Annotated in this window: 25 protein-coding genes and 1 pseudogene; 5 read left to right on the forward strand and 21 right to left on the reverse strand. The window is 40.2% G+C overall.

Features of this window, described 5'->3' with window-relative positions:
- Positions 1-121 precede the first annotated feature (121 nt).
- Positions 122-595, reverse strand: a complete 474-nt coding sequence (locus NSS82_RS21405) for a GNAT family N-acetyltransferase (protein ID WP_036688911.1) — start codon at positions 593-595, stop codon at positions 122-124.
- Between the two features lie 161 nt (positions 596-756).
- Positions 757-1,068 (reverse strand): antibiotic biosynthesis monooxygenase family protein, encoded by a 312-nt coding sequence (locus tag NSS82_RS21410; RefSeq protein ID WP_076104988.1) that lies wholly within the window; start codon positions 1,066-1,068, stop codon positions 757-759.
- Between the two features lie 136 nt (positions 1,069-1,204).
- Between NSS82_RS21410 and NSS82_RS21415 the strand changes: the two are divergent.
- A pseudogene (locus NSS82_RS21415) lies at positions 1,205-1,847 on the forward strand (LysR family transcriptional regulator).
- A 210-nt stretch (positions 1,848-2,057) separates the two neighbouring features.
- Here the strand turns inward: NSS82_RS21415 and NSS82_RS21420 are convergent.
- From NSS82_RS21420 to NSS82_RS21445, 6 genes are all read right to left on the reverse strand, one after another.
- A complete protein-coding gene (locus NSS82_RS21420) occupies positions 2,058-2,480 on the reverse strand; it encodes a transporter (protein ID WP_076271998.1) in 423 nt (140 codons plus the stop codon).
- A gap of 262 nt (positions 2,481-2,742) precedes the next feature.
- On the reverse strand, positions 2,743-3,231 hold the full coding sequence (locus NSS82_RS21425) for an LURP-one-related/scramblase family protein (protein WP_076104991.1): 489 nt from the start codon (positions 3,229-3,231) through the stop codon (positions 2,743-2,745).
- 46 nt (positions 3,232-3,277) lie between these two features.
- Positions 3,278-3,793 carry a GNAT family N-acetyltransferase gene (locus NSS82_RS21430; protein ID WP_076271999.1) on the reverse strand — a complete coding sequence of 172 codons (516 nt, stop codon included), beginning with the start codon at positions 3,791-3,793 and terminating at the stop codon, positions 3,278-3,280.
- Positions 3,794-4,504: 711 nt separating this feature from the next.
- Positions 4,505-4,966: a hypothetical protein gene (locus NSS82_RS21435; RefSeq protein WP_076105271.1), complete on the reverse strand. Its 462-nt coding sequence runs from the start codon at positions 4,964-4,966 to the stop codon at positions 4,505-4,507.
- 68 nt (positions 4,967-5,034) lie between these two features.
- A complete protein-coding gene (locus tag NSS82_RS21440) occupies positions 5,035-6,327 on the reverse strand; it encodes a DUF4179 domain-containing protein (protein WP_076272001.1) in 1,293 nt (430 codons plus the stop codon).
- Positions 6,317-6,847 (reverse strand): RNA polymerase sigma factor, encoded by a 531-nt coding sequence (locus tag NSS82_RS21445; RefSeq protein ID WP_370511296.1) that lies wholly within the window; start codon positions 6,845-6,847, stop codon positions 6,317-6,319. Before NSS82_RS21445 ends, NSS82_RS21440 begins: the two co-directional genes overlap by 11 nt.
- A 224-nt stretch (positions 6,848-7,071) precedes the next feature.
- On the opposite strand from NSS82_RS21445, the gene NSS82_RS21450 reads away from it, so the two are divergent.
- Positions 7,072-8,937 (forward strand): LTA synthase family protein, encoded by a 1,866-nt coding sequence (locus NSS82_RS21450; protein ID WP_076272003.1) that lies wholly within the window; start codon positions 7,072-7,074, stop codon positions 8,935-8,937.
- A gap of 69 nt (positions 8,938-9,006) precedes the next feature.
- On the opposite strand, the gene rbsB is transcribed toward NSS82_RS21450, so the two are convergent.
- The 8 genes from rbsB to NSS82_RS21490 all read right to left on the reverse strand — a co-directional run bounded on the left by rbsB (position 9,007) and on the right by NSS82_RS21490 (position 16,280).
- Positions 9,007-9,930 (reverse strand): ribose ABC transporter substrate-binding protein RbsB, encoded by a 924-nt coding sequence (rbsB, locus tag NSS82_RS21455; RefSeq protein WP_036688935.1) that lies wholly within the window; start codon positions 9,928-9,930, stop codon positions 9,007-9,009.
- A gap of 13 nt (positions 9,931-9,943) precedes the next feature.
- Entirely contained in the window at positions 9,944-10,912 is a 969-nt protein-coding gene (locus tag NSS82_RS21460) for an ABC transporter permease subunit (protein ID WP_036688938.1), read from the reverse strand.
- Between the two features lie 2 nt (positions 10,913-10,914).
- Positions 10,915-12,396 (reverse strand): sugar ABC transporter ATP-binding protein, encoded by a 1,482-nt coding sequence (locus NSS82_RS21465; RefSeq protein ID WP_038572232.1) that lies wholly within the window; start codon positions 12,394-12,396, stop codon positions 10,915-10,917.
- A 21-nt stretch (positions 12,397-12,417) separates the two neighbouring features.
- Entirely contained in the window at positions 12,418-12,813 is a 396-nt protein-coding gene (gene rbsD / locus NSS82_RS21470) for a D-ribose pyranase (protein ID WP_038572233.1), read from the reverse strand.
- Between the two features lie 2 nt (positions 12,814-12,815).
- Positions 12,816-13,694, reverse strand: coding sequence for a ribokinase (gene rbsK / locus NSS82_RS21475; RefSeq protein ID WP_036689135.1), 879 nt, complete (start codon positions 13,692-13,694; stop codon positions 12,816-12,818).
- Positions 13,695-13,721: 27 nt separating this feature from the next.
- Positions 13,722-14,702, reverse strand: a complete 981-nt coding sequence (locus NSS82_RS21480; protein WP_036688945.1) for a LacI family DNA-binding transcriptional regulator — start codon at positions 14,700-14,702, stop codon at positions 13,722-13,724.
- A 147-nt stretch (positions 14,703-14,849) separates the two neighbouring features.
- Complete coding sequence (locus NSS82_RS21485; protein WP_076147540.1) at positions 14,850-15,317, reverse strand: DinB family protein; 468 nt, start codon at positions 15,315-15,317, stop codon at positions 14,850-14,852.
- A 60-nt stretch (positions 15,318-15,377) separates the two neighbouring features.
- Positions 15,378-16,280, reverse strand: a complete 903-nt coding sequence (locus NSS82_RS21490) for a LysR family transcriptional regulator (protein ID WP_076272004.1) — start codon at positions 16,278-16,280, stop codon at positions 15,378-15,380.
- 158 nt (positions 16,281-16,438) lie between these two features.
- Between NSS82_RS21490 and NSS82_RS21495 the strand changes: the two genes are divergently transcribed.
- Positions 16,439-17,056 (forward strand): histidine phosphatase family protein, encoded by a 618-nt coding sequence (locus NSS82_RS21495; protein WP_076100194.1) that lies wholly within the window; start codon positions 16,439-16,441, stop codon positions 17,054-17,056.
- 63 nt (positions 17,057-17,119) lie between these two features.
- On the opposite strand, the gene NSS82_RS21500 is transcribed toward NSS82_RS21495, so the two are convergent.
- The 3 genes from NSS82_RS21500 to NSS82_RS21510 all read right to left on the reverse strand — a co-directional run bounded on the left by NSS82_RS21500 (position 17,120) and on the right by NSS82_RS21510 (position 20,355).
- Entirely contained in the window at positions 17,120-17,365 is a 246-nt protein-coding gene (locus tag NSS82_RS21500; RefSeq protein ID WP_036688955.1) for a hypothetical protein, read from the reverse strand.
- A gap of 664 nt (positions 17,366-18,029) precedes the next feature.
- Entirely contained in the window at positions 18,030-18,581 is a 552-nt protein-coding gene (locus NSS82_RS21505; RefSeq protein ID WP_076147533.1) for a polymer-forming cytoskeletal protein, read from the reverse strand.
- 184 nt (positions 18,582-18,765) lie between these two features.
- Entirely contained in the window at positions 18,766-20,355 is a 1,590-nt protein-coding gene (locus NSS82_RS21510; protein WP_076272005.1) for a peptide ABC transporter substrate-binding protein, read from the reverse strand.
- Between the two features lie 201 nt (positions 20,356-20,556).
- On the opposite strand from NSS82_RS21510, the gene NSS82_RS21515 reads away from it, so the two are divergent.
- The gene (locus NSS82_RS21515; protein ID WP_076147527.1) at positions 20,557-21,468 is read left to right on the forward strand and encodes a LacI family DNA-binding transcriptional regulator; all 912 of its coding nucleotides are present in this window, start codon (positions 20,557-20,559) and stop codon (positions 21,466-21,468) included.
- Between the two features lie 48 nt (positions 21,469-21,516).
- Positions 21,517-22,782: an MFS transporter gene (locus NSS82_RS21520; protein WP_076272006.1), complete on the forward strand. Its 1,266-nt coding sequence runs from the start codon at positions 21,517-21,519 to the stop codon at positions 22,780-22,782.
- A gap of 23 nt (positions 22,783-22,805) precedes the next feature.
- On the opposite strand, the gene NSS82_RS21525 is transcribed toward NSS82_RS21520, so the two are convergent.
- A complete protein-coding gene (locus tag NSS82_RS21525) occupies positions 22,806-23,357 on the reverse strand; it encodes a hypothetical protein (protein ID WP_340960998.1) in 552 nt (183 codons plus the stop codon).
- Between the two features lie 218 nt (positions 23,358-23,575).
- A complete protein-coding gene (locus NSS82_RS21530) occupies positions 23,576-24,625 on the reverse strand; it encodes a phosphotransferase (protein ID WP_076272008.1) in 1,050 nt (349 codons plus the stop codon).
- Positions 24,626-24,667: the final 42 nt, after the last annotated feature.

Here is a 24,667-nt window from a genome sequence, read left to right on the forward strand (position 1 = left end):
CTGGCTTATAACATCACTTCTGGAGAACCTAAAAAACAACGGCAGCCCTGAACTAGTAAATAAAGTCCACGACTGCCGCTTTTTATTGATCTACTGTATCCTGTTAGCTTAAGATTCAAACTCAATTAACAAACACCTGTGTCTTTCTCCCTGCTTCAATTCGTTCAGTGAATTTTCCGCCAGTGTATTCCTCTATTACCTTTTTCCAAAAGCGTTGTGCGGGCTCATTATTATCTATTTGATAAACTTCCCATTGCCCCTTATGTAAATTAAAAATATCTTTTGCAACTAGTCTACCTAATCCTACTCTCCGATACTTTTTTATAATAAAAAACTCTGCAATGGAAAAGTATAAATCATCATCTCTATTTTTTAATTTGACTAAAACGAATCCAGCATTTTTCTCATTCAGAGTTAACAGATATGGGAAATTCGACTCTTCTGTCCAGTAATCGTTGAGAGGATAATCATTAAATTTTCCGTTTTCTTCAAGGTGCAAATCCATATACTCGGAGAAATCATACATATAAAATTGCATTAGGTTGTTGAGGATTTCTTTTTCTTCAAGGGTCGCCCTTTTAATTTGATAGTTCATTTAATAATCATCCTATATCTATATTTTATCTAATTAGTAAAGGAATCTTCTATTTTCTCGGATAAGTTTCTTCGCATCCTTTTGAAATAAAACAATTGTTGTTGTACGCTTCAATGGATTGATTCCCAAATTACTTTGCAGTTGCAGTAATATGTTACCACTCAAGAATACTCTCTTTCAACTTTACAAATTTTCACTTTGTAATTTTGGTACCATTCTTTCTTACCTTTCTCCTGAGCAACTTTGTGAGATTGATGCTGTTTCCAGTTACTAATCGCCTCTAAGCTCTCCCAATAAGAAATCGTAATACCCGCTCCTGAAGAATTCCGGACACTTTCCACTCCTAAAAACCCTGGTTGCCCGGACGCAAGCTGCTCCATTTTTTCAGCCATAATGTTATATCCGTTATCCCCCTCCGTACGTTGACTTGAAAATATGACTGCATAATAAGATCCGTTTGATTCATGAACCATTCCGCTCAAACTCCCCTTTAATCGTAGATGTTTTTATATAAAACAGATTATACTATTATAATTAAGATAAAAATAATGAATATTAATTATTAGTTTAATGAATTTTTTTCATATATTATTGAGGAGAGAAATCATTATGAATCTTTTAAAATATCAGATTTTCAGTAAGGTAGTTGAGATTGGCAGCATTACCAAAACAGGAGAGATATTAAATCTAACACAATCAGCCATCAGTCATGCGCTTTCTAGCTTAGAAGCTGAATTCGGACTGTGTCTTCTCATAAGAAACAGATCGGGTATCCGGTTAACCAACGATGGCGAACGTTTAATCCCACATATCAGAGAAATCCTCCAACTTAATGAAAAACTCAATCAAGAAATAGCTGCATTAAAGGGTGTCGAAATCGGCACTGTGAAAATAGGTACTTTCTCTAGTGTATCGATCCAATGGATGCCCCAAATCATTAAACAATTTCAAAATCAGTTTCCACATATTGAAATAAAACTACTTGATGGTAACTACTCTGAAATAGAAGAATGGATTGCCGATGGAACCGCTGACTTGGGATTTGTAAATCTGCCTAGTAAGTATACTCCCCGAAATGATTCTGTCACATCTCCCCGACAATGTATGTTATCGCCCATTAGAAGGAGAGCATTATCGTTCTATTGGCATTGCAGCCGCATCCATTAAAAATGCCTCTCCAGCGGCAAAAAAACTAATTGAATTCATAACAGAATGGATCACCCAACGTGCCCAACCCTCCGCATTACCGTGATTAATGATACGGCTCAACGCGCTGTCTGTAACGGCAAGCTTTAAGGTTATCCTTCGCAGAGTAGTCCTTTTTTGAATCTAGTATTAACGTCAGCGTCAGGGAAAAATGAACCTTGTCTATGTATCTTTTGCGTAATTCACTACTCCCGGAACACGAAAATTCGCATAACATAGAGAACAGCCTGCTGGCTGTTCTCTATCGCTGTCTGCTTTAGAAGCACGTGAACGAAGCGATCCGATTCAAATCAATACCAAAGTACGACCAGAAAAAACCGTTCCATCTGAACCCTGCAATAGAATTACGCCCGACGAATACTGGAAAGAACCAAAATTGCTCGCCGTTGTTCAGCCAAATGTATGTGTTGCGGAACAGGCAGCGTCTGATCCCTCCGGGATCAATGGCAAATGTGGTAGTCGACATTTGCGGCACGAATTGCGGTGGAGGAGCCGTCGGCGCTTGAACGCCTCCTGGTGCACCCCCCGGAAATTGTCCGGGGGTTCCCGGAAACCCTGGTCCCCCGGGTCCTCCAGGTCCTCCGGGTCCTCCTGGCATGCCAGGTCCGCCAGGTCCGCCAGGTCCGCCCGGGAATCCTGGAAATCCTCCGCCGGCTCCCGGTGTTGGAAAAAATCCCATATGTGATCGCTCCTTTCAATGAGTAGGCATAATCATCATATGCATTCGTGGAGAGGGCGCTTGGGCGCAATGGGCGTTTTTTCAAAAAATGAAAATCAACAATAAGATCTAACATAGGCAATATCAAAAAACTAAACTTGCTCCTACTTATAGTACGGTTCAACGCATTATAAATAAACTAAGCCAATTACACTCATCAGCACCTGCTGAATTAATTCCGTCCACGTCACCTTGTTAAGTTTTCAACTTTAATGTTAAATCGTCACTGATGAGATGCAGATGCTTGGTCAGCCTTCACACAATCAATAGCGACAACGAACGCAATCATGAGCGTCTCCATCTCATCATTCAATATTTGAACCTTATAGCTATCACCCCAAGTGAACCACTCCTTGTTCACTTTACCGATGACTACACCATGCTGTAAAACCTGAAAATCCATGTCCCACCAGTTACCATGTACCTCAATGTCAGCAGCATCAATCGTATAACGTGCTTTAAAGAAAGAAAACTCCTTCTTAATCGTTAACACCTCTCGACCATCTACTTCAACAAAAAACTTTGGTAAAAAACTGAACACCTTTTTCGTAATTAGTGCGACTTCATCTCTTGTTGTATTCATAATAGAGAAAGTCTTGGGAATTTGCATAAAACTGCCCTCTACGTAATAGACATCTTGCTCCTGCTGATTCTTTACCGTGAATTTACCACTTAGACTGAATACCTTTTGTTTTATATAAAGTTGCTTCATTCTAAGCCTCCTATCGCTCCTTAGTTAACATCATTTAAGAGAAATGTTATAGTTGTTTTGTCATAATAAAGTCTATTTGTTCCTCATCACCCATATAAAAAGAATGAGTTCCTGTATGAACAAACTTCATTTTTTCATAAAAGCTAATGGCGTTCTTATTTTTTTCCCAAACCCCCAGCCAAATCTTCTCTTTATTACATTGTATCGCTATTTCTATAGCTTTATTTATTAGATATTGCCCAAGCCCCTGTTTATGAAATTTTTTCCTAATATAAATCCTCTCGATTTCAAGCGAATCATTGCCCATTACTTCAGATTGAGCATCATCGGTGTTAACCTTTAAATACCCAGCTATTTCTTCATTAAAATAAATAAAATAGAATTCCGATGAGCTATCCGACAATTCTTTTTCTAATTGTTTTAAGTTAAATGCTCTATCCAAGTAGGCTTTCATATTTTCAGGTGAATTCTGATTACTAAATGTCTCATTAAATGTTTCAACACTAATTCCTTGAAGTGAACCTAAATCTTCGAACGTGCACTTTTTTATATTTATAGCCATTGTGTTTTCTCCTTTTAAAATATCAATTTACAAATAAACTCTTATTTTGAGCTCTATTTATATGGTGTTATGCAGATGTGACAGGAAAATAGTATACCATAATTGTTGTATTTGCAACAAAAACTAGGTGTTTTCCATTCATCCCACCTATTAGCGTATTGGCGTAATCAGTCTCTATGCGGTATTCAGGACTCCAAAAGTGAGATAGAATCTTGTTTTAGAGTCAATTGTACCCGTAAGACGCTTCGTGTGCGCAAATGTGATCGAAGAAAGTGTGGCTTGGGGGAGTGATGGTGAAAACAAACGATAATTGGGATTCGATGATGGAAGAAGGTTACTTTCGGACCCAGTTGACGTTATTTGCGAATATTTCGCCTTTGGAGCAAGGTTTCGGACTCCAGCGCAGTTATTCCGTCGAAAAGGCATCATTTGGGGTGTTTTTCAGGCCAATAGCGACTATGCGGTCCGTTAGGATTCCAAAAGTGGGATATGACGCGTCTAAGGGTCATCTGTGTCCGATAGCTACTTCTGGGCACGCAAATTTGATCGAAGAATGTGCGGCTTGGGGGGATAGAGGAAACGAGCGACGTTTGGGGTTCGATGATGGAGCAAAAAAAATGAGGTGCCCCAGTAGCCATTTTCGGCTTTTGGGACACCCATCCTCTCCGCAGTGCGCATATAGCGCGGTATGGTGGACTGGTCAGAGCCCGGTTAAAGCCATCTCATAAATCTTTTTTTAGATAGTTTAATCTGATTATGTTCGGCCCATGCGGTTAGTTCTTTCATTCCCTTGTATTCTTCGTCAAGAAAACTAAAACATAATCTATAGGGAGGAAATTTGTGATCTACAGGTTTAATGCCTATTACGGGTATGAAATAGCCCTTTACATAAATATTCTCAATTTGTTTCGCTTGAATTTCTTTGTTATCTACTAGTATAGAGTCTGGAAGAATCCGAACCTCAATGAACTTTCTAATCGTAATGATCCTATAGAGCAATATGATTACAACAATCAGACAGAAGGTCAACCATATATAACCAAAATAAAGTAATACTTTATACTCCATATTATTTCTGGCATTTAACAGTAGTATGCTACTTGAAAAAATCATAGAAAACAGAAGCGACATTAACGACGGACGACTCACCTTATAAGCTCCTATATTTTCCATAACCCCCTCACTTTCTCAGACTATTATAGCTTACTATATTTCATAAATTATGGATATGGCACCTCTTTTTAATCCACTGGAATCTCAATCACCTTGTTATATTCCTTCATATAATGTATTCCTTCTATCAGAATATTTTCAGGTTTCGTTTGTGTATCAAATAATAAGGTGCGTTCCTTCATGAGTTTACCGTTGTTTTGTTCTGACTCTTTTTGATTAATTGTTGTTTTTAAAGCCGTGTTTTCGCCAGCATTTTCTATAGACACACCATCCAGCATTACATCCTCATCTGTAGCAATAGTTACTTCAATCCCTTGAGCGGTATTGGACACATCCTTAATCCATAATTCTTTATCCCCCAGTAGAATCGGCTCATTACTATCAGCATTTAGAGGATACTTCTCTTCCAGCTTCTGATATCCAACAAACTCTTTAACAACCAGCTGCAATGAATGTAGTTCTTTTGGCAAGGTGTCATAACGAATATCAAATGATCTCCCACCCAGCGAGGTTTTATTGCTACTACCTAATATTTCTACAGGCTTTCCATTGGCAATTAATTGAATGCCTTCTAGCCCTAATCTTATTCGATCGAAATTCTCGACATTCATACTCCCTTTAATCACTGTCATGGTTGGTGTGGCCGTGATCGATTTGAAGGTAATTGATCCTTTGTCGGCTTTGACCTTTTTATTAATCGACTGTTTGATCTGAGTCACCATCGCTTGATTTGGATTATAAGAAAACGTTATGCTCCCTTCACTCATCTGCCCTTTCTGTAGAGGTCCCCAGTAATGAAGTGTTAGTTTTTTCGAAAATGGGCTTACGCTATCAAATGTCATCGTGCCTTTTATTTCTGTATGTTCGTCATTGTTTAAAGATACACCACTTCTTATGTTGGAATTCGTGAGAAACCCTTCTATTTTAGAAGGACTAAAATGATCTCCCGTCTCCTCTAGTCCCTTAGGATTGTTTAACGTGTAATACACAATAAATTGATTGGCATCTGCCATAATTCCGTTAATCTTAAGTTCTGTTCCATCTGCTAACGTCGTCTTTTTGTCTATGCTTTGTCCCATTCCTTGTTCATTGAGTTGTTGTAAAGTTCCCTCTAACACCTCATCAAAACCAAATAACTTTTTTCCATAATAAGCGAAGGCATTATAGCTGTTTCCAGAAACCACTATCACTAATAAGATGACGGCTGCAATCTTCCAGAGGGGGGAGCTTTTTCTTTTTATTCTTTTTGGGGGTGCCGAGTCTAAAGCATTTCTTAATCTCATTTCTAAACCCTCAGGTGCAGTTATGGACTCTAAATTCCTCTTCTCATTAACTAATCGTTGTTCGACGTTATCGTTCATCAACATCACCTCTGTAATGATTTTTTAGCGTTTGTAATCCATTGTAGATTCTTGATTTAACAGTTCCGATCGAGACCTGTGTAATGTCAGCTATCGTTTGATAATCGAGATCATGAAAATACCTTAAATGAATTGCTTCTCTTTGCTGCTCGTTCACATGTAACAATAACGCCTGCATATCCATTTGCTGTTCACTTTTATGATAAGGATCGCCTGGTGCAACATGGACGCTTTCCATCTTATCATTGGAGCTCCAATCCTCTAATAACACCAGTTTGCTTCGCTTATGAAGCTGCCTTTTGCAGCCATTTACCAAAATCGTTTTACTCCAGCTGTAAAAAGACTCCTCTTTCTTAAGTTGATCAATCTTCTCGTATAACGTAACTATCATTTCCTCCATGGCATCCATTGCATCTTGCGCATTTCCCATATAGCTGTACGCAAGCCTATAAAAAACATCTTTTTCAGACATAATTAATTGCAGCAAAACTTCTTTATTTCCTTTTTTGGCTTTTTTCACCAATCGTATAACATCCATGCCTTCACCTCTCTCCCCTATATGAGTCAGGAGCACTGTAAAAAGTTCATCTTCATAAAAAATTTTTATATATCGCGAACTATTCAATCCACCTAAACTGTAATATTCAGGAAAATTTCACTCAGACATACCCAAATCTAGTTGATTTTAAACGCTTCAATGTAATAGAATGAACTAATCTAAAAAGAAAAGGATGGGCATAAGCAATGCCGTTTAAAGAACCTCGTACCCTCAGTAAAAGATCCCTGCTATTCTTCTCTCTCATTATGCTTGTAAAAAGCTATTTTGCCTGGTATTTTCTATTTGAAGATGGCCCTACTTGGACCACTTGGCTTAAAGAAATCCCTTTTGTACTTCTAGTCTTTTGCTTGATTGAATGGTTCGCTACGAAACGAAAAATTGCAATTTACATGCTTGTCAATGTGTTGATTACTACTCTATTTTTCTCATTAATTGTATATCATAATCATTTTGGCATCATTGCTACTTCGCAAGTATTAGATCAGGTCAAACAAGTGGGAGCCGTAAAGAAAAGTATATTTTCGGTCCTTCGTCCTCAATATATGCTTATCTTTGTGGATATCATTGTCATCAGCTTGGTGATGTTTAGAAAACAGAAAGCACTGGATTGGAAAAAAGCCATGTCGCGCAAAAGTAACCGTAAAGCGGTGGCAGTCCTGTTCTGTATTTCCATCATCATTTGTGCAATGAATATTTTTCCAAACCGTGCCAGTATGAACGAAACGATTAAAGCGGAGCAAATGGGCATTCTTAATTATGAAGCCTACTCTCTGCTAGCTGATCAAGAGGAAGAACAAATTGACGTCTCTGAGATTACGCAATCCACTATTGATAAAACCAAAGGAATTCAAGCGATCTCTAACCCGGTTTTATTTGGAGCCGCCAAAGGAAAAAATCTAATCATTCTGCAAATGGAGTCTTTCCAGAACTTCTTAATCAATCTAAAGATTGATGGACAAGAAATCACACCAAATATGAACAAGCTTGCGGCCAGCAGCTTCTACTTCCCGCGTTTCTACCAGCAGGTTGGACAAGGCAACACTTCTGACGCAGAGTTTATTGTGAACACTTCTTTTTATGTACCACCTGATGGTCCAGCTACCCAAATGTACGCTCCTAAAGAGCTTCCAAGCTTACCCAAGCTGCTGCAAGCACAAGGTTACGATACGGCAACATTCCATACGAACGAAGTCGACTTTTGGAACCGTGGTGAGCTTTATAGTGCTTTGGGATTCAATCGTTATTATGATAAAACTTACTTCGGGGAAGAAGACACAGTATTTTATGGCGCTTCTGATGAAGTTTTGTATGAAAAAACCGCTGCAGAGCTGGCAAGAATGGATCAGGATGACCAGCCCTTCTACTCCCATGTAATTTCGATGTCATCTCATAACCCGTTCTCCATCCCAGAGGATAAATACAAAATGACACTTCCAGTGCGATTCGAAGGAACGCTTGTTGGCGATTATATTCGGGCTCAGAATTATGCTGATTATGCGCTAGGACTTTTTATTGATGAGCTCAAACAAAACGGAGTGTGGGATAACAGCTTGATCGTATTGTACGGGGATCATCGTGGGCTGCCTATCTTCTCTCTAAAAGAGGATGATCATCTCCTACTGGAAGAGATTCTCGGCCATGAATATTCGGAACGTGAATTGATTAATATTCCGTTGATCATGTCAGCGACAGGGATTACAACACCTAGTGTAAAAGATCAGCTGGGCGGGCAAGTGGATATTTTACCTACCGTATCTAATTTATTGGGTGTCTCACTTACAGATCATATTCATTTCGGACAAGATCTCTTGAATCAATCAACATATAACTTACTTCCACAACGGTATTATTTGCCTACAGGATCTTTCGTAAATAACGAAGAGCTCTTCTTATCCGGCAGTGGCTTCGAGGATGGCCAGCATTATACTTTATCTGGTAACGGCGATCAACCTCTGCAATCCACAGAAGACGAATTCGAGCGTGCCTTACAACTGCTCCATTTGTCAGACAGCTATGTTACACAGCTACCGGATAGAGTTATTGAAGAATAAGCTGCAATGTACAGCAAAAAAGACTGTGCTCGCCAAATCGGCGAGCGCAGTCTTTTTCTATAATGGTTATTATTTTGACTCTTTAACAACTAGTTTAAGCGGTGCCGCAATCAGCTTTTCTACGGTTTTGCCTTCTAATACATCCTTAGCGGCTTGAATGGCTAGCTGGCCAATTAATTCAGGCTGCTGAGCAACGGTTCCTGTTAATTTACCAGCTTCGATGGATTTAAGTGCATCTTCATTTCCATCAAAACCAATCACAGGGATATTCTTGCCTGAACTTTGAATGGCTTCAATGGCACCTAGCGCCATTTCATCATTATGAGCGAAAACTGCTTGTACGCCAGGATTTCCTTGTAGAAGGTTCTCCATAACGGTCAGGCCTTTCGTACGGTCGAAATCAGCCGTTTGCTTAGCAATGACATCTAGCTGGCTGTCCGCAATTTCATGGAATCCCTTACCGCGTTCCCGAGTCGCTGACGCTCCTGGGGATCCTTCTAGCTCGATGACCTTTGCACCTTTCCCAAGCTGCTCTACAATATATTCTGCCGCCATAGAGCCACCCTTTACATTGTCAGAGGCAACAAGAGCTTTGATATCCCCTTGATCTGCGGAACGGTCCAAAGTAACGACGGGAATATTTAAACTGTTAGCTGTTTGCACTACCGTCGAGATCGCTGATGAATCTACAGGATTGATCAATAACGCATTCACACCTTTTTGCATCAAATCTTCGACGTCATTACTTTGTTTAGCAGAATCATTTTGGGCATCAATGACAAGGACTTCCAAGCCTTGCTTCTTAGCCTCGGCCAAAACACCATCTTTAACGGATACAAAGAAGGGGTTATTCAATGTAGATATGGATAATCCAATCTTCATATTCTCCATGCTTCCACCACTGCTAGGCTTAGCCCACTCTGGAGGCTCCAAGGAACATCCTGTCATGAGAATTAATAGTAAGGAAGTAAGAATCAAAGTTAACTTTTTCATGTTGGAATCCCCCTTATACGGCTTTCTTACGGTCTATGAGTACGGCAATGGCAATAACGATCCCTTTGACCACCATTTGGTAAAAAGAGGATACGCCGAGCAAGTTCAAACCATTGTTCAAAATCCCGATAATCAGTGCACCAATCAATGTGCCTACGATACGTCCACGACCACCAGTTAAGCTCGTACCGCCTAATACTACAGCTGCGATAGCATCCAGCTCATAGGATGTGCCTGCTGTGGGTTGTGCTGAGTTCAATCTGGAAGTCAGGATAGCTCCTGCCAATGCGGACAACATACCGGTCAATGAATAGATCATAATTTTAATGCGGTCTACTTTAATCCCTGAAATAATTGATGCTTTTTCATTACCACCAATGGCATAGGTTTTACGACCAAATGGAGTTTTGTGCAATACAACCCATAAGACTGCGAAGACGATGAGCATTGTTATAGCAGGTACAGGTATTCCCAGTAAATATCCACGACCAAACAATTGGAAGGTCATGCTGTCTCCAAGACCTGTGATTGGATTACCGTCTGTGTATACAAGAGTTAATCCCCGGAAAATCGTCATGGTCGCCAACGTAGCGATAAATGGTGCCATTTTACCTTTGGTAATCATGAGTCCATTGACCATCCCCATCACACCACCCGCTAAACAACCTACAATAATAGCTAAGACAGGATCCCAACCTGACAACATCAGGTTAGCTGTGAAGGCACTGGATAGGGCTAGAATAGAACCCACCGATAAATCGATACCACCCGTTAGAATAACAAAGGTCATCCCAAAAGCGATAAGCGCATTTATGGCAACTTGTCTAAGCAAGTTCAGGATATTAAGGGGCTCCATAAAGCTTGGGTTCAACACCGTAACGATAACAATTAGAATAATCAGCCCTAGTAATGGACCTAGCTTCTGTGTAATTTGCCCGATTTGAAAACCTTTATTTTCTCTCTCACCTTTGATAGTTGTCATTACTATTGCCCCCCTGTAGCTAACGTCATGATTTTTTCTTGCGTAGCTTCTAGTTGTGATAGCTCTCCACTAATTTCCCCTTCATGAACCACTACGATCCGGTCGCTCATTCCTAAAACTTCAGGAAGCTCTGACGATACCATGATAATGGCGACTCCACGTTCCGTTAATTCGTTCATGAGCTGGTAGATCTCCCGTTTAGCTCCTACGTCCACTCCACGGGTAGGTTCATCGAGGATAAGCACACTTAAGCCAATCCCAATCCATTTAGCGATGACCACTTTTTGTTGATTCCCCCCGGATAAATTCCGGACCAAAGTGGAGGAAGACTGTGTCTTGATGTGCAGCCGTTTGATAAGTATGTCTACAAATTCTTGTTCTTTTTTATCAATGATTACACCCTTAGGAGCGAAGCTATATAAATTTGTAAGGACCATATTGTCTCGAATAGAGAAATCAAGCACTAACCCTTCATCTTTCCGATCCTCCGTAACGAATCCTATCCCCACCTTCATCGCATCATTGGGATTTCGAATCGTGACCTTTTCTCCCCGTACCATAATCTCACCACGGTCTAACGATTCCAATCCGAATAAGGTTCTCATCATTTCTGTTCGTCCAGATCCCATTAATCCTGAGAAGCCTAAGATCTCACCAGAACGAACGGAGAAATTAACATCTTTAAATTGCCCTTTTTTCGTGGCATTTTTGACTTCAAGAACAACCTCTCCGGGTTTGGAGGTACGCTCAGGAAACCGGTCAGTTAATTCACGCCCTACCATCTTCCGAACTACATCATCGAAGTTAGTCTCTGGAATAGGCTTCGTGTCTACTGTTTTCCCATCTCGCATGACCGTTATTCGGTCACATATCGTAAAGATCTCTTCCATCCGGTGCGAAATATACACGATGGAGACGCCTTCCTTTTTAAGGGAAGTTATGACTTCGAACAATTTTTGGATTTCCCGTTCGGTTAATGCCGCTGTCGGTTCGTCCATGACGATAACTTTTGCATGAGTCATAAGCGCTTTTGCAATCTCAATCATCTGTTTCTCACCTACCGAACATTCCCCCGCCTCTTGATTTAAGGGAATCGTTACGGAGAGCTTACGAAATTGTTCATTTGCTAACGCTTTCATCTCTTTCATATTTAAGATCCCTAGTTTGGAGGTTCGTTCCTTACCAATAAACAGATTATCTAGAACCGTCATATCCGGCCACACGTTCAGCTCCTGATGGATAAAAGCGATCCCATAACGTTCAGCCTCTTTGGGATTATTAAAGTATGTTTCCTGACCATCTATAGTAATGGTCCCTTGATCACGCTGATGCAGTCCAATCAGAATGTTCATCAGAGTAGACTTGCCTGCGCCATTTTCTCCCATTAGGGCATGAACTTCGCCATCCTTCAGTTCAAAATCCACACCCGTCAACACGCGGTTAGCCCCAAAAGATTTATAAATATCTTTCATCGTAATGTGCATACGCTTTGAACCCCCTTTTTATCAAAAATAGACCCCGGCTTGTAAAATACAATTTGCATAAGGCTTAGCTTCCCCCGTACGAATGATGACCTTCGCATGCTGGGTTAACCATTTAAATTGTTCATGTGAAATCGCCTCTATAGGTATTTCCTTAAATTTGTCATTCAAGTATTCAGAGGTATCTTTATTTTTTTCAGCTAATTCCTCTGCTACGATAACTTTCTCAATGACCATATCCTCTGAAATGATTTCGACAAGCTCTTGGAAGCTGGGAACTCCCAATTTAAGTGCTAAATCAATCTTTGGAACACCAGGTGGAACGGGTAATCCAATATCAGCAATGACAATCGTATCGGTGTGGCCTAAATCAGTAAGCACTTTGGAAATATGACTGTTTAAGATTCCTTGTTTTTTCATAATTAAAGACTCACCTCCACCTCTACTCTTGTTGGCATGCCACCTTGGGCACCAAATTTTGTGACGGATAAAGAAGCCGCGCGATTGGCAAACTTTACACTAGTTCGAATAGACTTGCCTTCAGCTAGAGCAACAGCAAATGCCGCATTAAAAGTATCTCCTGCTCCAGTGGTATCTATAGCATTCACTTTATAGGTGGGAACTAAAACTTCCTGTTTACCATCGTAATAACGCACACCATTGCTGCCCTCGGTAATAAATAACTTATTGGGATATTTGCGTAAAGCTTCAGCAGTACTCATCTCAGGAAATAATATTGCACATTCATGTTCATTGGGTGTTAAATAGGTGGCATTGTTTATAATCGTTTCACTGATAGGACGAGCAGGTGCTGGGTTAAGCAACATAGGCACATTGAATTTGTGGCAAATCTCACTTACAAAAGACACCGTTTCTTCCGGAATTTCTTGTTGAATTAATACCATGTCAGAGCCTTTAATATTCTCAAGTGCCCGTTCAACCAAAGCAGGAGTAACTAAATCATTGGCTCCTTTTACAACGATAATGCTATTATCACCTTCCGCTAAAATGATGTGGGCTGTTCCGCTTTCGGCATGTGTAACCGGTTCCACATTGGCGGTAAAAACGCGATTCTTTTTCAGATTATCCATGATAGCGGTACCATAGAAATCATCACCTACACAACCAACCATCGTAACTTCTGCTCCAAGACGGGCTGCAGCGACTGCTTGGTTCGCGCCCTTACCGCCCGGAACGGTGGAGAATTGTTCTCCAAGCACAGTCTCACCCGCGTGAGGTCGCTTATTCGAAGTCACTACTAAATCCATTGAACAGCTGCCAATTACACAAATCTTAGCCATTTTCATCAACCTTTCTCATGTTGTCATCTATTCTTTACTTCTTGTAGTTTCCCGCTCCACAAAGCTAACGGGTAGTTGAATAATCTTCTCTTCCACCTTATCTTGCTCAATTAGCTTAATAAGTAAACCCGCCGCTTCTCTACCCATATCATGTGCCGGCTGGCGAATGGTGGATAAAGCAGGTGACAACAAGCTGCTAAGCGGGATATCATCGAATCCGATGATTTGCAGATCCTGCGGCACTCTTTTACCTAAACGATGTGCTTCATGAATGACTGCCGTCGCGACAATATCATTACTGGCAATTACGCCATCTGTATCTATATATTTAGCAAATAACTCCACAGCCCATTGTTCTGCTACTGTATGGGAGAAGGATGAAGTTTGGATCACATTATAGCTGATTCCCATTTCATTAAGTACTTCAATCGCCCCAAGAAATCGATCTTGTGCAGGTTTGATATGCGCCGGTCCTTGTATTACTGTGATTTTTTTGCTTCCCCGTGCGATAATCTCTTGTGCTGCAAGACGTCCGCCCTTTTTGCCATCTGCGTATACGGAAGGGCTATCGTTAGAAGTACGGTCCAGAAATACGACCGGAATTTTCAAGTTAGAATAAACGTCGCTCTCAGGGAAGTTGGTTGACGATATCATGCCAATGACATTATTTTGGATAAAGGTTTGAATATAATCCATCTCTTTGTCCTCGTTCTCATCACTATTGCCAAAGATGATCCGATAACCTTGCTCCTGCATCCGATCCTCTATCCCCCGCGCTAACTGCGGGAAGAAGGGGTTGGTAATATCAGGCAAGAGCAGCCCGATTAATTTAGATTTCCGCTTGTACAATGATCTTGCAACCTCATTAGGGGTATAATTCATTTCTTTGATCGCTGCCTCAACCTTTTTGCGAGTATCGATATTCACATATCCAGATTCATTTATAACCCGTGAGACTGTTGCTACCGAAACTCCAGCTATTTTTGCGACATCTTTGATCGTCATCATTCTTTAATTCATCCCCCAATGTGTAACCGGTTACATGTATTACATAAATTAGATTATCACATAACCTTTTCATTTACAAATCTTTTTTTCGATCATAAAGCTAACAAAAGATACCAATTATATATCGATATCTTTTGTTATTTGAATTTATTTATCTGCAAAGCGATTTAATAATTTTATTGTATTGAAGTGCATACCTTCATGGTAAAGTGTGAAATTTATGAATTCACCGATTGAATTTAAGGTTAATCCACTTCCTGTTGTAAGAGGGGTTACTTGCTCACTTAAGCGATTGTGAAAAGCTTCCTGGATCCGTTTGGGTTGCTCCGTAAGCATCTCAAGTAAAACTTCAAGCGTTGGCGGTTCCTCATTCCACTCGGCTGGTTTAGTCCCTTTCGCAAATAAGCGTTCAAAGCTTGCCGGCAATTGCATAAGCTCCCTAGCAGAATGAAAGGCAAACTTCTCTTGCACCAAATAAATATGTCCCAAGTTCCAGCGGATATTGTTATTAAAACCTTCTGGAATACTATCTAAAATTTCCTCAGATAGTCCCTCGACAGCACGCACAGTAACACTACGCACAAACTTAAGTTGTTTGAATATGATTTGATCCATTATGACCCCTCCTAACTTTTATCCATAGTTTACCATAAGCTTATCTTTAATTTCCTAATATTATTTTAAACTTAATTGTTTCATAACGAGCGTAATAAACGACTGCATATAACTTTCTTGAAGTTCCTTCTTTCTGTAACCCATCCATATCGAATGCTTGGAGACTACATTTTCTACTGCTACATTAGCTAATGTTCCCTGATCAAGATAAGGTTTCGCCAACAAAGCGGATACATAACTAATTCCATAACCGGCAATCACAGCTTGAATAACTTCATTCACTCCATTAAATTGAAGCCCAATCGTTGGCTGCTGTACACTTCTTTCTTCACACAACCGGACAAGCCGCTCTCTGGCTGCACTGCCCTCTTCTCTCATAATAAATGCTTCAGACATCACTTCTTCAAAGCTAACCTGCTGATTGGCAAAAGGGTGATGGGAAGAAACCACGAATACATACTCGTCCCTATATAACTCCCGATGTTCGAACACTCCTGTATTATGCGTAGGAAACTCCATATCACTGTAAATCGCTACGTCTGCTTCAAAATTATTCAATTTTTCCATGACTCCATGAGAATTAGTAGTAGTGATCTGAATGTTAACTTCCGGAAAAGATTGTTTGAATAATGACGCCCACCGGGGAATGAGGATGCTTGTTGCCAAATAATTACCTGCAATCCGCAGATTCCCCTCAGGAAATTTGTGATAGTCTTCAATGATTTGCTGGACTTGATCACCCATGGCAAAAAACTTCTCAAGAGGTTCGATTAACCTTTTTCCTAAAGGGGTGAGCACCATCCTCTTTCCTTTAATTTCAAATAACAAAATATGATTCTCCCGTTCATACTTACGGATTTGCGCTGATATAGCGGGTTGACTGATATGCAAACGTTCAGAGGCTTTGGTCACACTACCTGTGATCGCAACGTAATAAAACAATTTTAATACATGATAGTTCATCGTGATCTCTTCCTCACTTCATAAAATAATATCTGTATTCGCCGCTTATCCTCAGTCATTTTACTATAACTATACATTATGGATGTTAACTATTATATATTGTTTATTTATATTTATTTCTTTTATACTTACAACTATTCATCAGGGAGGTTTTGTTAATGACAAAGACAGTATTATACTTAACCCGCCACGGGCAAACAGAATGGAATTTACAAAAACGAATGCAAGGGCATCAAAATTCTGCGCTTACAGCCTTGGGCGAACAGCAGGCCGAATGGTTAAGGGATCGTTTGCAAGTAGAAAACTTAGGCGCAATTTATTCTAGTACTAGTCCAAGAGCATTGCATACTGCGCAGATTTTACGGGGAAAGCGGAGTTTACCTATTCAACAGCAAGTTTCTTTAATGGAAATAAACATGGGGAGCTGGGAAGGAATGAATACGGATCAGATACAACTAGAATCCCCTTTACAATATTCCCATTTTTTCACCAGACCCGATCTATATATTCCTCTAACCTCAGGTGAGACTTATAAGCAGCTTGAAGAAAGAGTAGTGCCGACAATGGAGCGCATCATAAACGATAACGTAGGGCTAGAGGTGCTCATCGTCACCCATCGGATGACTTTAAAAGTCATTATGGCTTATTTTCTTAATAAATCATTGCAGGAAATAGGGGAGTTACCGGATATTCTCTCTACTGCATTATGTAAAGTAACCCTAACTGATAACAATACAACCATCGATCTGTATGGAGATACTTCACATTATCAATGACTATGTATTAAAAAAATAAAAAGGTAACTCCGATTAACGGGGCTACCTTTTTAGCGTTCAACATTAAATATCCACACTTTTGATTATAAAACTGCGTACCTTCATCCATTTGCCTGAAATGAATTCATCAATCGTTTTCGTCTTTGGTCTAACGCAAAAACGGTGTTTTGCCCCTTTATCAAAGCCCACAGCTTCAAAAATTAGGCTGTCCCCTATTTGCTCCTTGAAGAACACCTGCTTTAATCCCAACCTATTTAACATTTCAAGCTTTACGCTCTCAATATATGTGCGCGAATACTCCTTAGACATATGTGTTCCTCCTAGTAGTGGTAGTAATATTATAAGTCAATAGGAAGAAAATCAACAATAGTTCATATATTCATCATCCACAAAAAAACAACCAGGCAGCAATTCTCCGTTATTGGAGGTTCGCTGACTGGTGTTTTGGGTCTGTTGTGATTTGCTTGATAGGTTATGAGCTAAGCTTAATCATTCGTAGCTTTCGGATAACCACTCCGTTGTAGCGCACTATCTTGATATATCTGTAAGATAACTGCATTCTATACACTTATTCGATATCCACAAGGGCTAATTCTAACTTTAAGTGTATTCTATACAATTAAAAACTAGAGAAATAGCCTATAGAGTATTAAATCAGGAAAATAGATGTACAAAATACAGCTATTTTCATTGGCCGGGCGTTTTGAGCATTTTAGTTGTACAAAATACAGTTAAAACCATCTACTGTACACTTCAATGTTTCATACTCCATTACTTCATACTCCAATAATTCACTGCTTCAATACTCCATTACTTGTTACTTCAAGGCTTCCGTCGGCTCTCATATGGTAACTAGATGGGGTGTAGTCCATTATGAGTCAGCCCATTCATACTGATTCCTTTTGCCTATCCTATCCGGATAATTCTATCTATTTAGTCCATCTACTTCTACCTAATCGAAATCATCACTAACTTATTTAACTTCAGTTGCCCCAGTCACTTTACCTTCAATCCCTGCAGTTGCTTTCACATCTTCGTTTGCGAAGTAAAGATTTCCATCAATAGTCGAAGTTTCATGCAGATTAAATCCGTTCGCATCTACATAAACATCACCTTTAATGGTTCCGCCTTGAACTCGTAAATTTTCACTTTGTACAGTTAACTTAGGTACAGTGAGTGTGTAATTGGCAGTAACTTTGTGATCAGCGTCTTGGGCATAAAGAGCAATCTTACGGTAGATGTCGCCGTCTGCGGCCCCTTTATCATGGAATTCGCCTTCAACAACAACATCTTGGGCAATGGTCACATCATTTAGAATGGCAATAATCCAGTTTCCATCTTTACTTACAGCCTTGGTAAACGCATCTGCTTGATTTACGATTGAAGCTGTAGTAACTGCATCCGTTTGCTCTGTAGCTGGAGCCGTAGTAGCCGCCGAATTAGTCGCATTATTATTATTCGCACCACAACCAGACAAGACTGCAACCGAGACGCCTGCTACTAACATCATTTTAAATAACTTCATTTTAAATCCCCCTTGTTTTTGATTATAAATTAATTATATATTAAAATTTTTAATAAACAGGTGAAAAATTTCACAATATTGTGTCGTTATCTGAAGCGGTTTCACAAAGGCGATTAATTCCATACAAAAAGGACACTCCCAATAACTGCGGAAGTATCCTCATAGTCTTTATTACTATAATTTTTTAGATTAAATACCCTCTTGAAAAAGATATGGAACCATCATACTCTACACTTACTTTTTTAATGTTAGGTTTATGCAAAACATCAGCATAAAAATAATACAGCGGAAGGATGACCATTTGGTCAATGAGCATTTTTTCAGCTTTTGCATAAAGCTTGTTTCGTTCGCTAGTGTCTAATGTAAGCCTAGCTTGTTTAATATAACTATCATAAAGTGCACTGCTCCAGCCCGAATCATTATCGCTGCTCCAAGATGTGAAATAATCTAAAAAAGTCGATGGATCGTTATAGTCGGCTGCCCATGCCGCTTTTGCCATTGTATAATTCAGCTTAAGACGATTATCAAGCAGATCTTCCCAGGGTTGAACCTCAAAACCTACTGTAATGCCCAGATTTTTGTTCCAGCTGTTAATAACGGCTTCTGCAATTTCTTCATGCCCTTCATTTATAATAATCGAAAAACTAGGAAGCTGAGTTAAGCCCTCTTCCTTCAAACCTTCCTGAAGTAATTTCTTAGCCTGTATTACATCCTCTTTGAAATACCGTGTATCAATAATCTCTGATCTAAAATTCAACTTGGAACCACGAATACTCCGAGGAATAAAACCGTAAGCAGGTGTACCATAGCCGATAGATTCTCGGTTAGCTGCCATGGCTAATGCTTTACGTATCTTCAGATTTTTGAAAGGTGCTTTGCTTAGATTGAACTGATAATAATATGTAGAAGCATACGGCAATGCATATAACTCCTGAGGGAATACAGAATTTAAAGAAGCCTTATCTATCAGCTCATCTTTTGCCCCTACCCAGTCAACTTCATTGTTTAAGTAGGCCATAGTTGGCGAAGGTGTTCCAGCTTTAGGCTGAAGTAGATGCACCTCTGAGAAACGAATTTCTTGCGCCGCATAATAGTTTGGATTTTTAATTAGATGAATCGAATTTTCATCCCACTGTTGCAGTTTAAAAGGGCCATTAGTAACCATAGTTTTAATATTGTACGCCCAATTCTTATCTGCTTTCGCGACTTGCGCATTAATTGGCATGTAAATACTTTCCGCGAGAAGCTGCGGGAAATGTGAAGTTTTTTCATTCAAAGTCACTTGGAGTGTATCGTTATTTAACGCTTTCACACCCACTTTCGAAGACTCCTTTAGCTTCCCTTTATGATAATTCTCTGCGTTAGCAATTATGAACATTTTGAATGCATAGCTATTCATAGACTGAGGTGCAAGCGCTTGTTTCCATGCATACTCAAAATCTGAAGCCTTAACCTGCTGCTGATTACTCCATTTTGCGCTCGGCCGCAAGGAGAACGTGTATGTTTTCCCATCCTTGGAGACTGTCCACGACTTGGCTATCCCGGGAACCGCCTCTCCCGCATCATTTAAACGCACCAATCCCTCAAATATCCCTTTAATGACCGTAGTCGTACTACTATCTGTGGAAGAGGCAGGATCTAGATCTACAGGAATATAATCAAAACCAATACGCAACACCTGTTTAGCCTGTACAGCAGATGCAGTGTTCCCTTCACTTACATTTAAACCTATTAGTAATACTAAAACAAAGAGAACATGGAGCAATTTTTTCATCGACACTTCCCCTATTTCTATTATTTTTATTAACTAGAATAACATGGAATCTATTGATTCCGATAGATTAATTTCACCGTAATTCTTCCATTTCTAGAACCTAGCAGGGTCATCTAACTGCACACTCACTTCCCATTGACGCTTTGGGATCAGAATGTTAATCTTTAGAAAATATCACAAGGATAAGGGAGCTATTTACTGGTGAAAAAGACAACCATGAAGGACATCGCACTTCGTGCCAATGTCTCCGTCGCAACAGTGAGCTATGTTCTGAATCGTGTCGGCAACCAAACCATTCCTGAGAAAACGCGCCAGCAGATTCTTCAGCTTGCCGAGGAACTACACTACATACCCAATCTGGCGGCACGTTCACTTGCGAATCAGAAAACAGGATTGGTAGGTGTGCTTGTTAACACCTCAGCCCATACACCACACTGGAAGCTCCATGCCCAGTTCTCATTTATACATGCCTTGGAACAACGGTTAACAAATGCTGGTTACCATACGCTGCTATATTCACTTGATGTTGATCAGCCTTCTTTGGATATTATCGTAGAAAGAAAGCTGGAGGCTGTATTTCTGATCGATGTGCGCGAGGAAGCCTTTTATTCGATCTCCAAGCATTTTGTAGAAGGAATTCCTTTGATTCTGATCGACAGCATGATTGAAGATAAACTCTTTAAGCAGGTCCTTTTCAACTATCGAGCAGCTCTGCAAAAGGTAAAACCACAGGACCTTTCACAGGTATGTTTAATTATGGAGAGCTTCAATAACTCTTTCCTCACCCGCTTTATTCAGGACAGTATTCCATTACCTGAAGAAGCGATATTCACCGTTGTCAATTTGGAGGAATTAAATACATTCTTACAGGAGGGGGGCTATAAAGAGGCCATTGTCATTAATGAGTTTATTGGAAGTTACGTTGAAAAAAACGGGAGGTTCGAACAACTCTCTGTTCTTTGCACCTGCAATTGTCCGGAAATATTAGGCGATGACGTTCATAAATTCATTTTCACAGGGGATAAAGCGGCTACTGCATTTGAACTAATGGACAAATTATTGCATCATTCTGACTACTCCGCACAAGAAAATAATTGTTATTTTGTAGAATAATTTTTTTGGCTATTCACTTAATCGTTTAAGTTGAAGGGAGCATAACTTATGTCTGGTCCTTTATTAGTGAAACAAGTTCCCCCTGCTGTTCAAGCTCATCCCTCTCTTTGGGGAAATCGGAGATTCCTGCTGCTACTCAGTTCGTACTCCATTTCCTTATTCGGTAACACTTTTCATAGTATTGCTTTAAGTTTATGGGTACTGCAAACGACCGGCAGCGCCAAAATGATTGCCATCATCACGATAATCAATTTAGTGCTCAGTTCTTTACTTGGATCGATAGGGGGAACTTTTGCGGATAGGGTCAATCGTCGAACCCTCATGTTGATCACCGATCTGATAAGTTGCGGACTCGTAGTGACACTTGCTTTAGCCATTTCCCTGCCCTCTACATCGTTCATTATAGTCGCTATACTGACGGGTCTTACGACCGTTTCAGCTTTATTCCAGTCCCCGGCATACCAAGCTTCTATCACTACTGTTGTTGGTAAAGAACATCTACAAAAAGCGGTAGGATTGTTGAACTTGTCTGAAAACATCTGCCGGACTATTGGTTATTCAGCCGGTGGTATTTTCGTAGCGAGTTTTGGAGCAGCCGACGCTATTTTATTTGATGGAGTTACATTTTTCCTCTCCTTTCTGCTCGTTTTAGCAGTTCGCTCCCTTCCTTTGCCAACTCAATTAAATAACGCACCCAAGAAAGAACGGAAATTCACACAGGATCTGGTTGATGGAATTCGCTATATTTGGAGGTATCCTTTCGCACGCGCCGTTATGATTATGCTTCCTACCTTAACCTTATTTTTTGTCCCCTCCCTGATGTTGACGCAGGTTATGGCCGTCAAAGTGTGGGATTCCACTCCCTTTCAGTTTGGACTTATTGAAGCCTGTATTCCACTTGGTTATATGATCGGGTCCGGACTGATCTTGCTGCTTGGCTCCAAATTGAAAAACAGAGGTTTCCTTATTATGACTGGACTGCTATGTCTCGGTCCCCTGTACCTCCTGTTATCATTCGTCACTTCCGCTGCGATTGCCATTCCTATCATTCTTGTGATTGGCTTCATGTTCTCATTCTCCACGTTGCTGATTAATACAATCCTTAGGCTGGAAGTTTCAGAAGACATCCAGGGTAGGGTGTTCGGTGTATTAGGTTCTATCATGAGTGTAGCCCCATCCATTGGTCTTACTGCTGTCTCGTTCTTGTCTGATCTCTTCAGCCCTGGTCCTGTCATGGGTTCAATCGGAGTCTTACTGCTGCTGTTTGCCTTATCAACTATCACTAAATTAAAGGTAATTCGAAACTACAAGTAATTTCAGAATGTATCCTGTGTTCTTTATCGCCTTCTTTTTCTAATAACGCGTCTAAGATAAAGCTCAAACAGTAATAGAACAACCAGAAAAATCAATAACAGGAGACCCGCTATTCCAGTAAGAAACGGAAATAGGAGTGGGAAGAAAATACTAGGATAGGCCTTAGTAACATCTGAATAATACCCCATACCCATAAGGGAGGTACCGGAGAACTCGATTAGCTTGACACCTAAATGATTGATGCTTCTTTGCGCATAGCTGAGAACCTCTTCGTCTACTTCTCCGTTTTGTGCAATCGTGATGATTTTCCATTTTCTGTTTTCCATGGGTTGACTATCATCGGTCAGTCTTTGGACTATACTTACTTGTTCCTCACCAGTCTTTCGGTCCTTTACTGTGAGAATATCTATCCACGAAAAATATCTGCTGCCTCTGTCCCGATTGGATAGCCATATTTCATCAGGGGTGGAGATTTTTTGATCATTTAATAAGAACTGAACTTTGACAATATCACCAGGCGGGGCTTTCTCCTCTTCATCCCATGGAGTCATATCTGCTTTCCTGCCTGTTTTCACGTATATAGTTGAACAATGGGTTAAAAGAAATCGCCAGTAAAAATAGCGAGACGCCAGATATAACTATAAACTTCTTCATAAGTCCTCCTTTTTAACTTACAGTCAGTTTAAACTTTTGGCGTGAACCCCCATCCGGTCCATCGGGAACATATTCCTGCAAAGGACTAAATCCTAATTTCCGATAAAACTCCCTGGCAGGTTGGCCTGCTAAATGATCCTCACCAAAGGTAGTGACGGTTATCTAAATCTCCCAACCATAATAAACATTGTGGAATAAAATCTGCATAGTTCTGTAATGCATTAATCGTACGGATTACCTCACAAGTACCCAGCTCCCGTTCTGCGTCATCCGAGCTCTCCAGTCCTAGCGAACGTCTGATATTGTAAGCTAACCATTCTAATTTTCCCAAAAAGCCATAGTTGAGCACAACCTGCCAATCCGCATAAATCTCTCCGCCATGCTCCAGATAGCTGTTAATCAAATTTGAGAATGCCTTTTTGCTTAAATCTCCCGATTCAGAACCTGACCAATATAAAGCTACATCTATCAGCTCTAACGTCGGATGAATAGGTCCTGCTGCTTCCCAATCGATTATTATTGGAGCTTGCCGCTCATCCCACAAGACATTTTTGGGGTCTAAATCCCGATGGCTGATAACATAATGATTCGTCAATAGACTCGCTGAAGAATGAATCAATGCCTCCCAATTCTCTATCTTATGCAGGTGATCTGCCAGCAAGCTTGACCATTCTGCACGCTGCTGCTCTCCTTTGAGAGCAAGCTCTTTCCAATTGGCAACTGCAGCATTAGACGCTATAAGCGTTTCAAAGTGATGATCATCCGTTCCCTGTGAGAAATCGATGATGTGGAGCTGCGCAAGAATTGCCCCAATCTTTTTACAACAATCTAAATCTATTTCACCTAAAGGTAATGCCTTCCCCTGAACCCATGGAAACAATAAATAAAATTGCCCCTCAACCTCGTGCATACTACTGCCATTAGATACGATTGCCGGAACAGCATGGATCCCCTTTTGATAAGCCAGATTCGCAACCATTTCAGAAAAAATATAATTAGACATGGCTGTATCTCGTTGCATAATTTGAGGATTTAAGGCCTTTACTGCGTATTGCGCTTTATCCGTTTGCAGGCGATACATTCTGTGCAAGAGTCCACCTGTTATCGGTTCAGGTTCATTCATCAACAGACCCAGATTATATTTGGCACAAAGTGTAGCGAATTTTAAATTATAGCTTATATTTTCCATGTTATGTATTCCTTTCTGTGTGAGTAAAGTCGTACTCATTTA

This window comes from Paenibacillus sp. FSL H7-0735 (assembly GCF_038008505.1).
GTDB classification, from domain to species: Bacteria; Bacillota; Bacilli; order Paenibacillales; family Paenibacillaceae; genus Paenibacillus_AQ; species Paenibacillus_AQ odorifer.

Bases quoted from the DNA above. Each gene is read 5' to 3' on its own strand.
- NSS82_RS21505 (WP_076147533.1), bottom strand. From the start codon at position 18,581: ATGAAGTTATTTAAAATGATGTTAGTAGCAGGCGTCTCGGTTGCAGTC.
- rbsB (WP_036688935.1), bottom strand. From the start codon at position 9,930: ATGAAAAAGTTAACTTTGATTCTTACTTCCTTACTATTAATTCTCATG.
- NSS82_RS21460 (WP_036688938.1), bottom strand. From the start codon at position 10,912: ATGACAACTATCAAAGGTGAGAGAGAAAATAAAGGTTTTCAAATCGGG.
- NSS82_RS21420 (WP_076271998.1), bottom strand. From the start codon at position 2,480: ATGGGATTTTTTCCAACACCGGGAGCCGGCGGAGGATTTCCAGGATTC.
- NSS82_RS21480 (WP_036688945.1), bottom strand. From the start codon at position 14,702: ATGATGACGATCAAAGATGTCGCAAAAATAGCTGGAGTTTCGGTAGCA.
- NSS82_RS21530 (WP_076272008.1), bottom strand. From the start codon at position 24,625: ATGGAAAATATAAGCTATAATTTAAAATTCGCTACACTTTGTGCCAAA.
- NSS82_RS21435 (WP_076105271.1), bottom strand. From the start codon at position 4,966: ATGGAAAATATAGGAGCTTATAAGGTGAGTCGTCCGTCGTTAATGTCG.
- NSS82_RS21510 (WP_076272005.1), bottom strand. From the start codon at position 20,355: ATGAAAAAATTGCTCCATGTTCTCTTTGTTTTAGTATTACTAATAGGT.
- rbsK (WP_036689135.1), bottom strand. From the start codon at position 13,694: ATGGCTAAGATTTGTGTAATTGGCAGCTGTTCAATGGATTTAGTAGTG.
- NSS82_RS21485 (WP_076147540.1), bottom strand. From the start codon at position 15,317: ATGGATCAAATCATATTCAAACAACTTAAGTTTGTGCGTAGTGTTACT.
- NSS82_RS21410 (WP_076104988.1), bottom strand. From the start codon at position 1,068: ATGGTTCATGAATCAAACGGATCTTATTATGCAGTCATATTTTCAAGT.
- NSS82_RS21520 (WP_076272006.1), top strand. From the start codon at position 21,517: ATGTCTGGTCCTTTATTAGTGAAACAAGTTCCCCCTGCTGTTCAAGCT.
- NSS82_RS21405 (WP_036688911.1), bottom strand. From the start codon at position 595: ATGAACTATCAAATTAAAAGGGCGACCCTTGAAGAAAAAGAAATCCTC.
- NSS82_RS21500 (WP_036688955.1), bottom strand. From the start codon at position 17,365: ATGTCTAAGGAGTATTCGCGCACATATATTGAGAGCGTAAAGCTTGAA.
- NSS82_RS21490 (WP_076272004.1), bottom strand. From the start codon at position 16,280: ATGAACTATCATGTATTAAAATTGTTTTATTACGTTGCGATCACAGGT.
- NSS82_RS21440 (WP_076272001.1), bottom strand. From the start codon at position 6,327: ATGAACGATAACGTCGAACAACGATTAGTTAATGAGAAGAGGAATTTA.
- rbsD (WP_038572233.1), bottom strand. From the start codon at position 12,813: ATGAAAAAACAAGGAATCTTAAACAGTCATATTTCCAAAGTGCTTACT.
- NSS82_RS21465 (WP_038572232.1), bottom strand. From the start codon at position 12,396: ATGCACATTACGATGAAAGATATTTATAAATCTTTTGGGGCTAACCGC.
- NSS82_RS21495 (WP_076100194.1), top strand. From the start codon at position 16,439: ATGACAAAGACAGTATTATACTTAACCCGCCACGGGCAAACAGAATGG.
- NSS82_RS21430 (WP_076271999.1), bottom strand. From the start codon at position 3,793: ATGGCTATAAATATAAAAAAGTGCACGTTCGAAGATTTAGGTTCACTT.
- NSS82_RS21425 (WP_076104991.1), bottom strand. From the start codon at position 3,231: ATGAAGCAACTTTATATAAAACAAAAGGTATTCAGTCTAAGTGGTAAA.
- NSS82_RS21450 (WP_076272003.1), top strand. From the start codon at position 7,072: ATGCCGTTTAAAGAACCTCGTACCCTCAGTAAAAGATCCCTGCTATTC.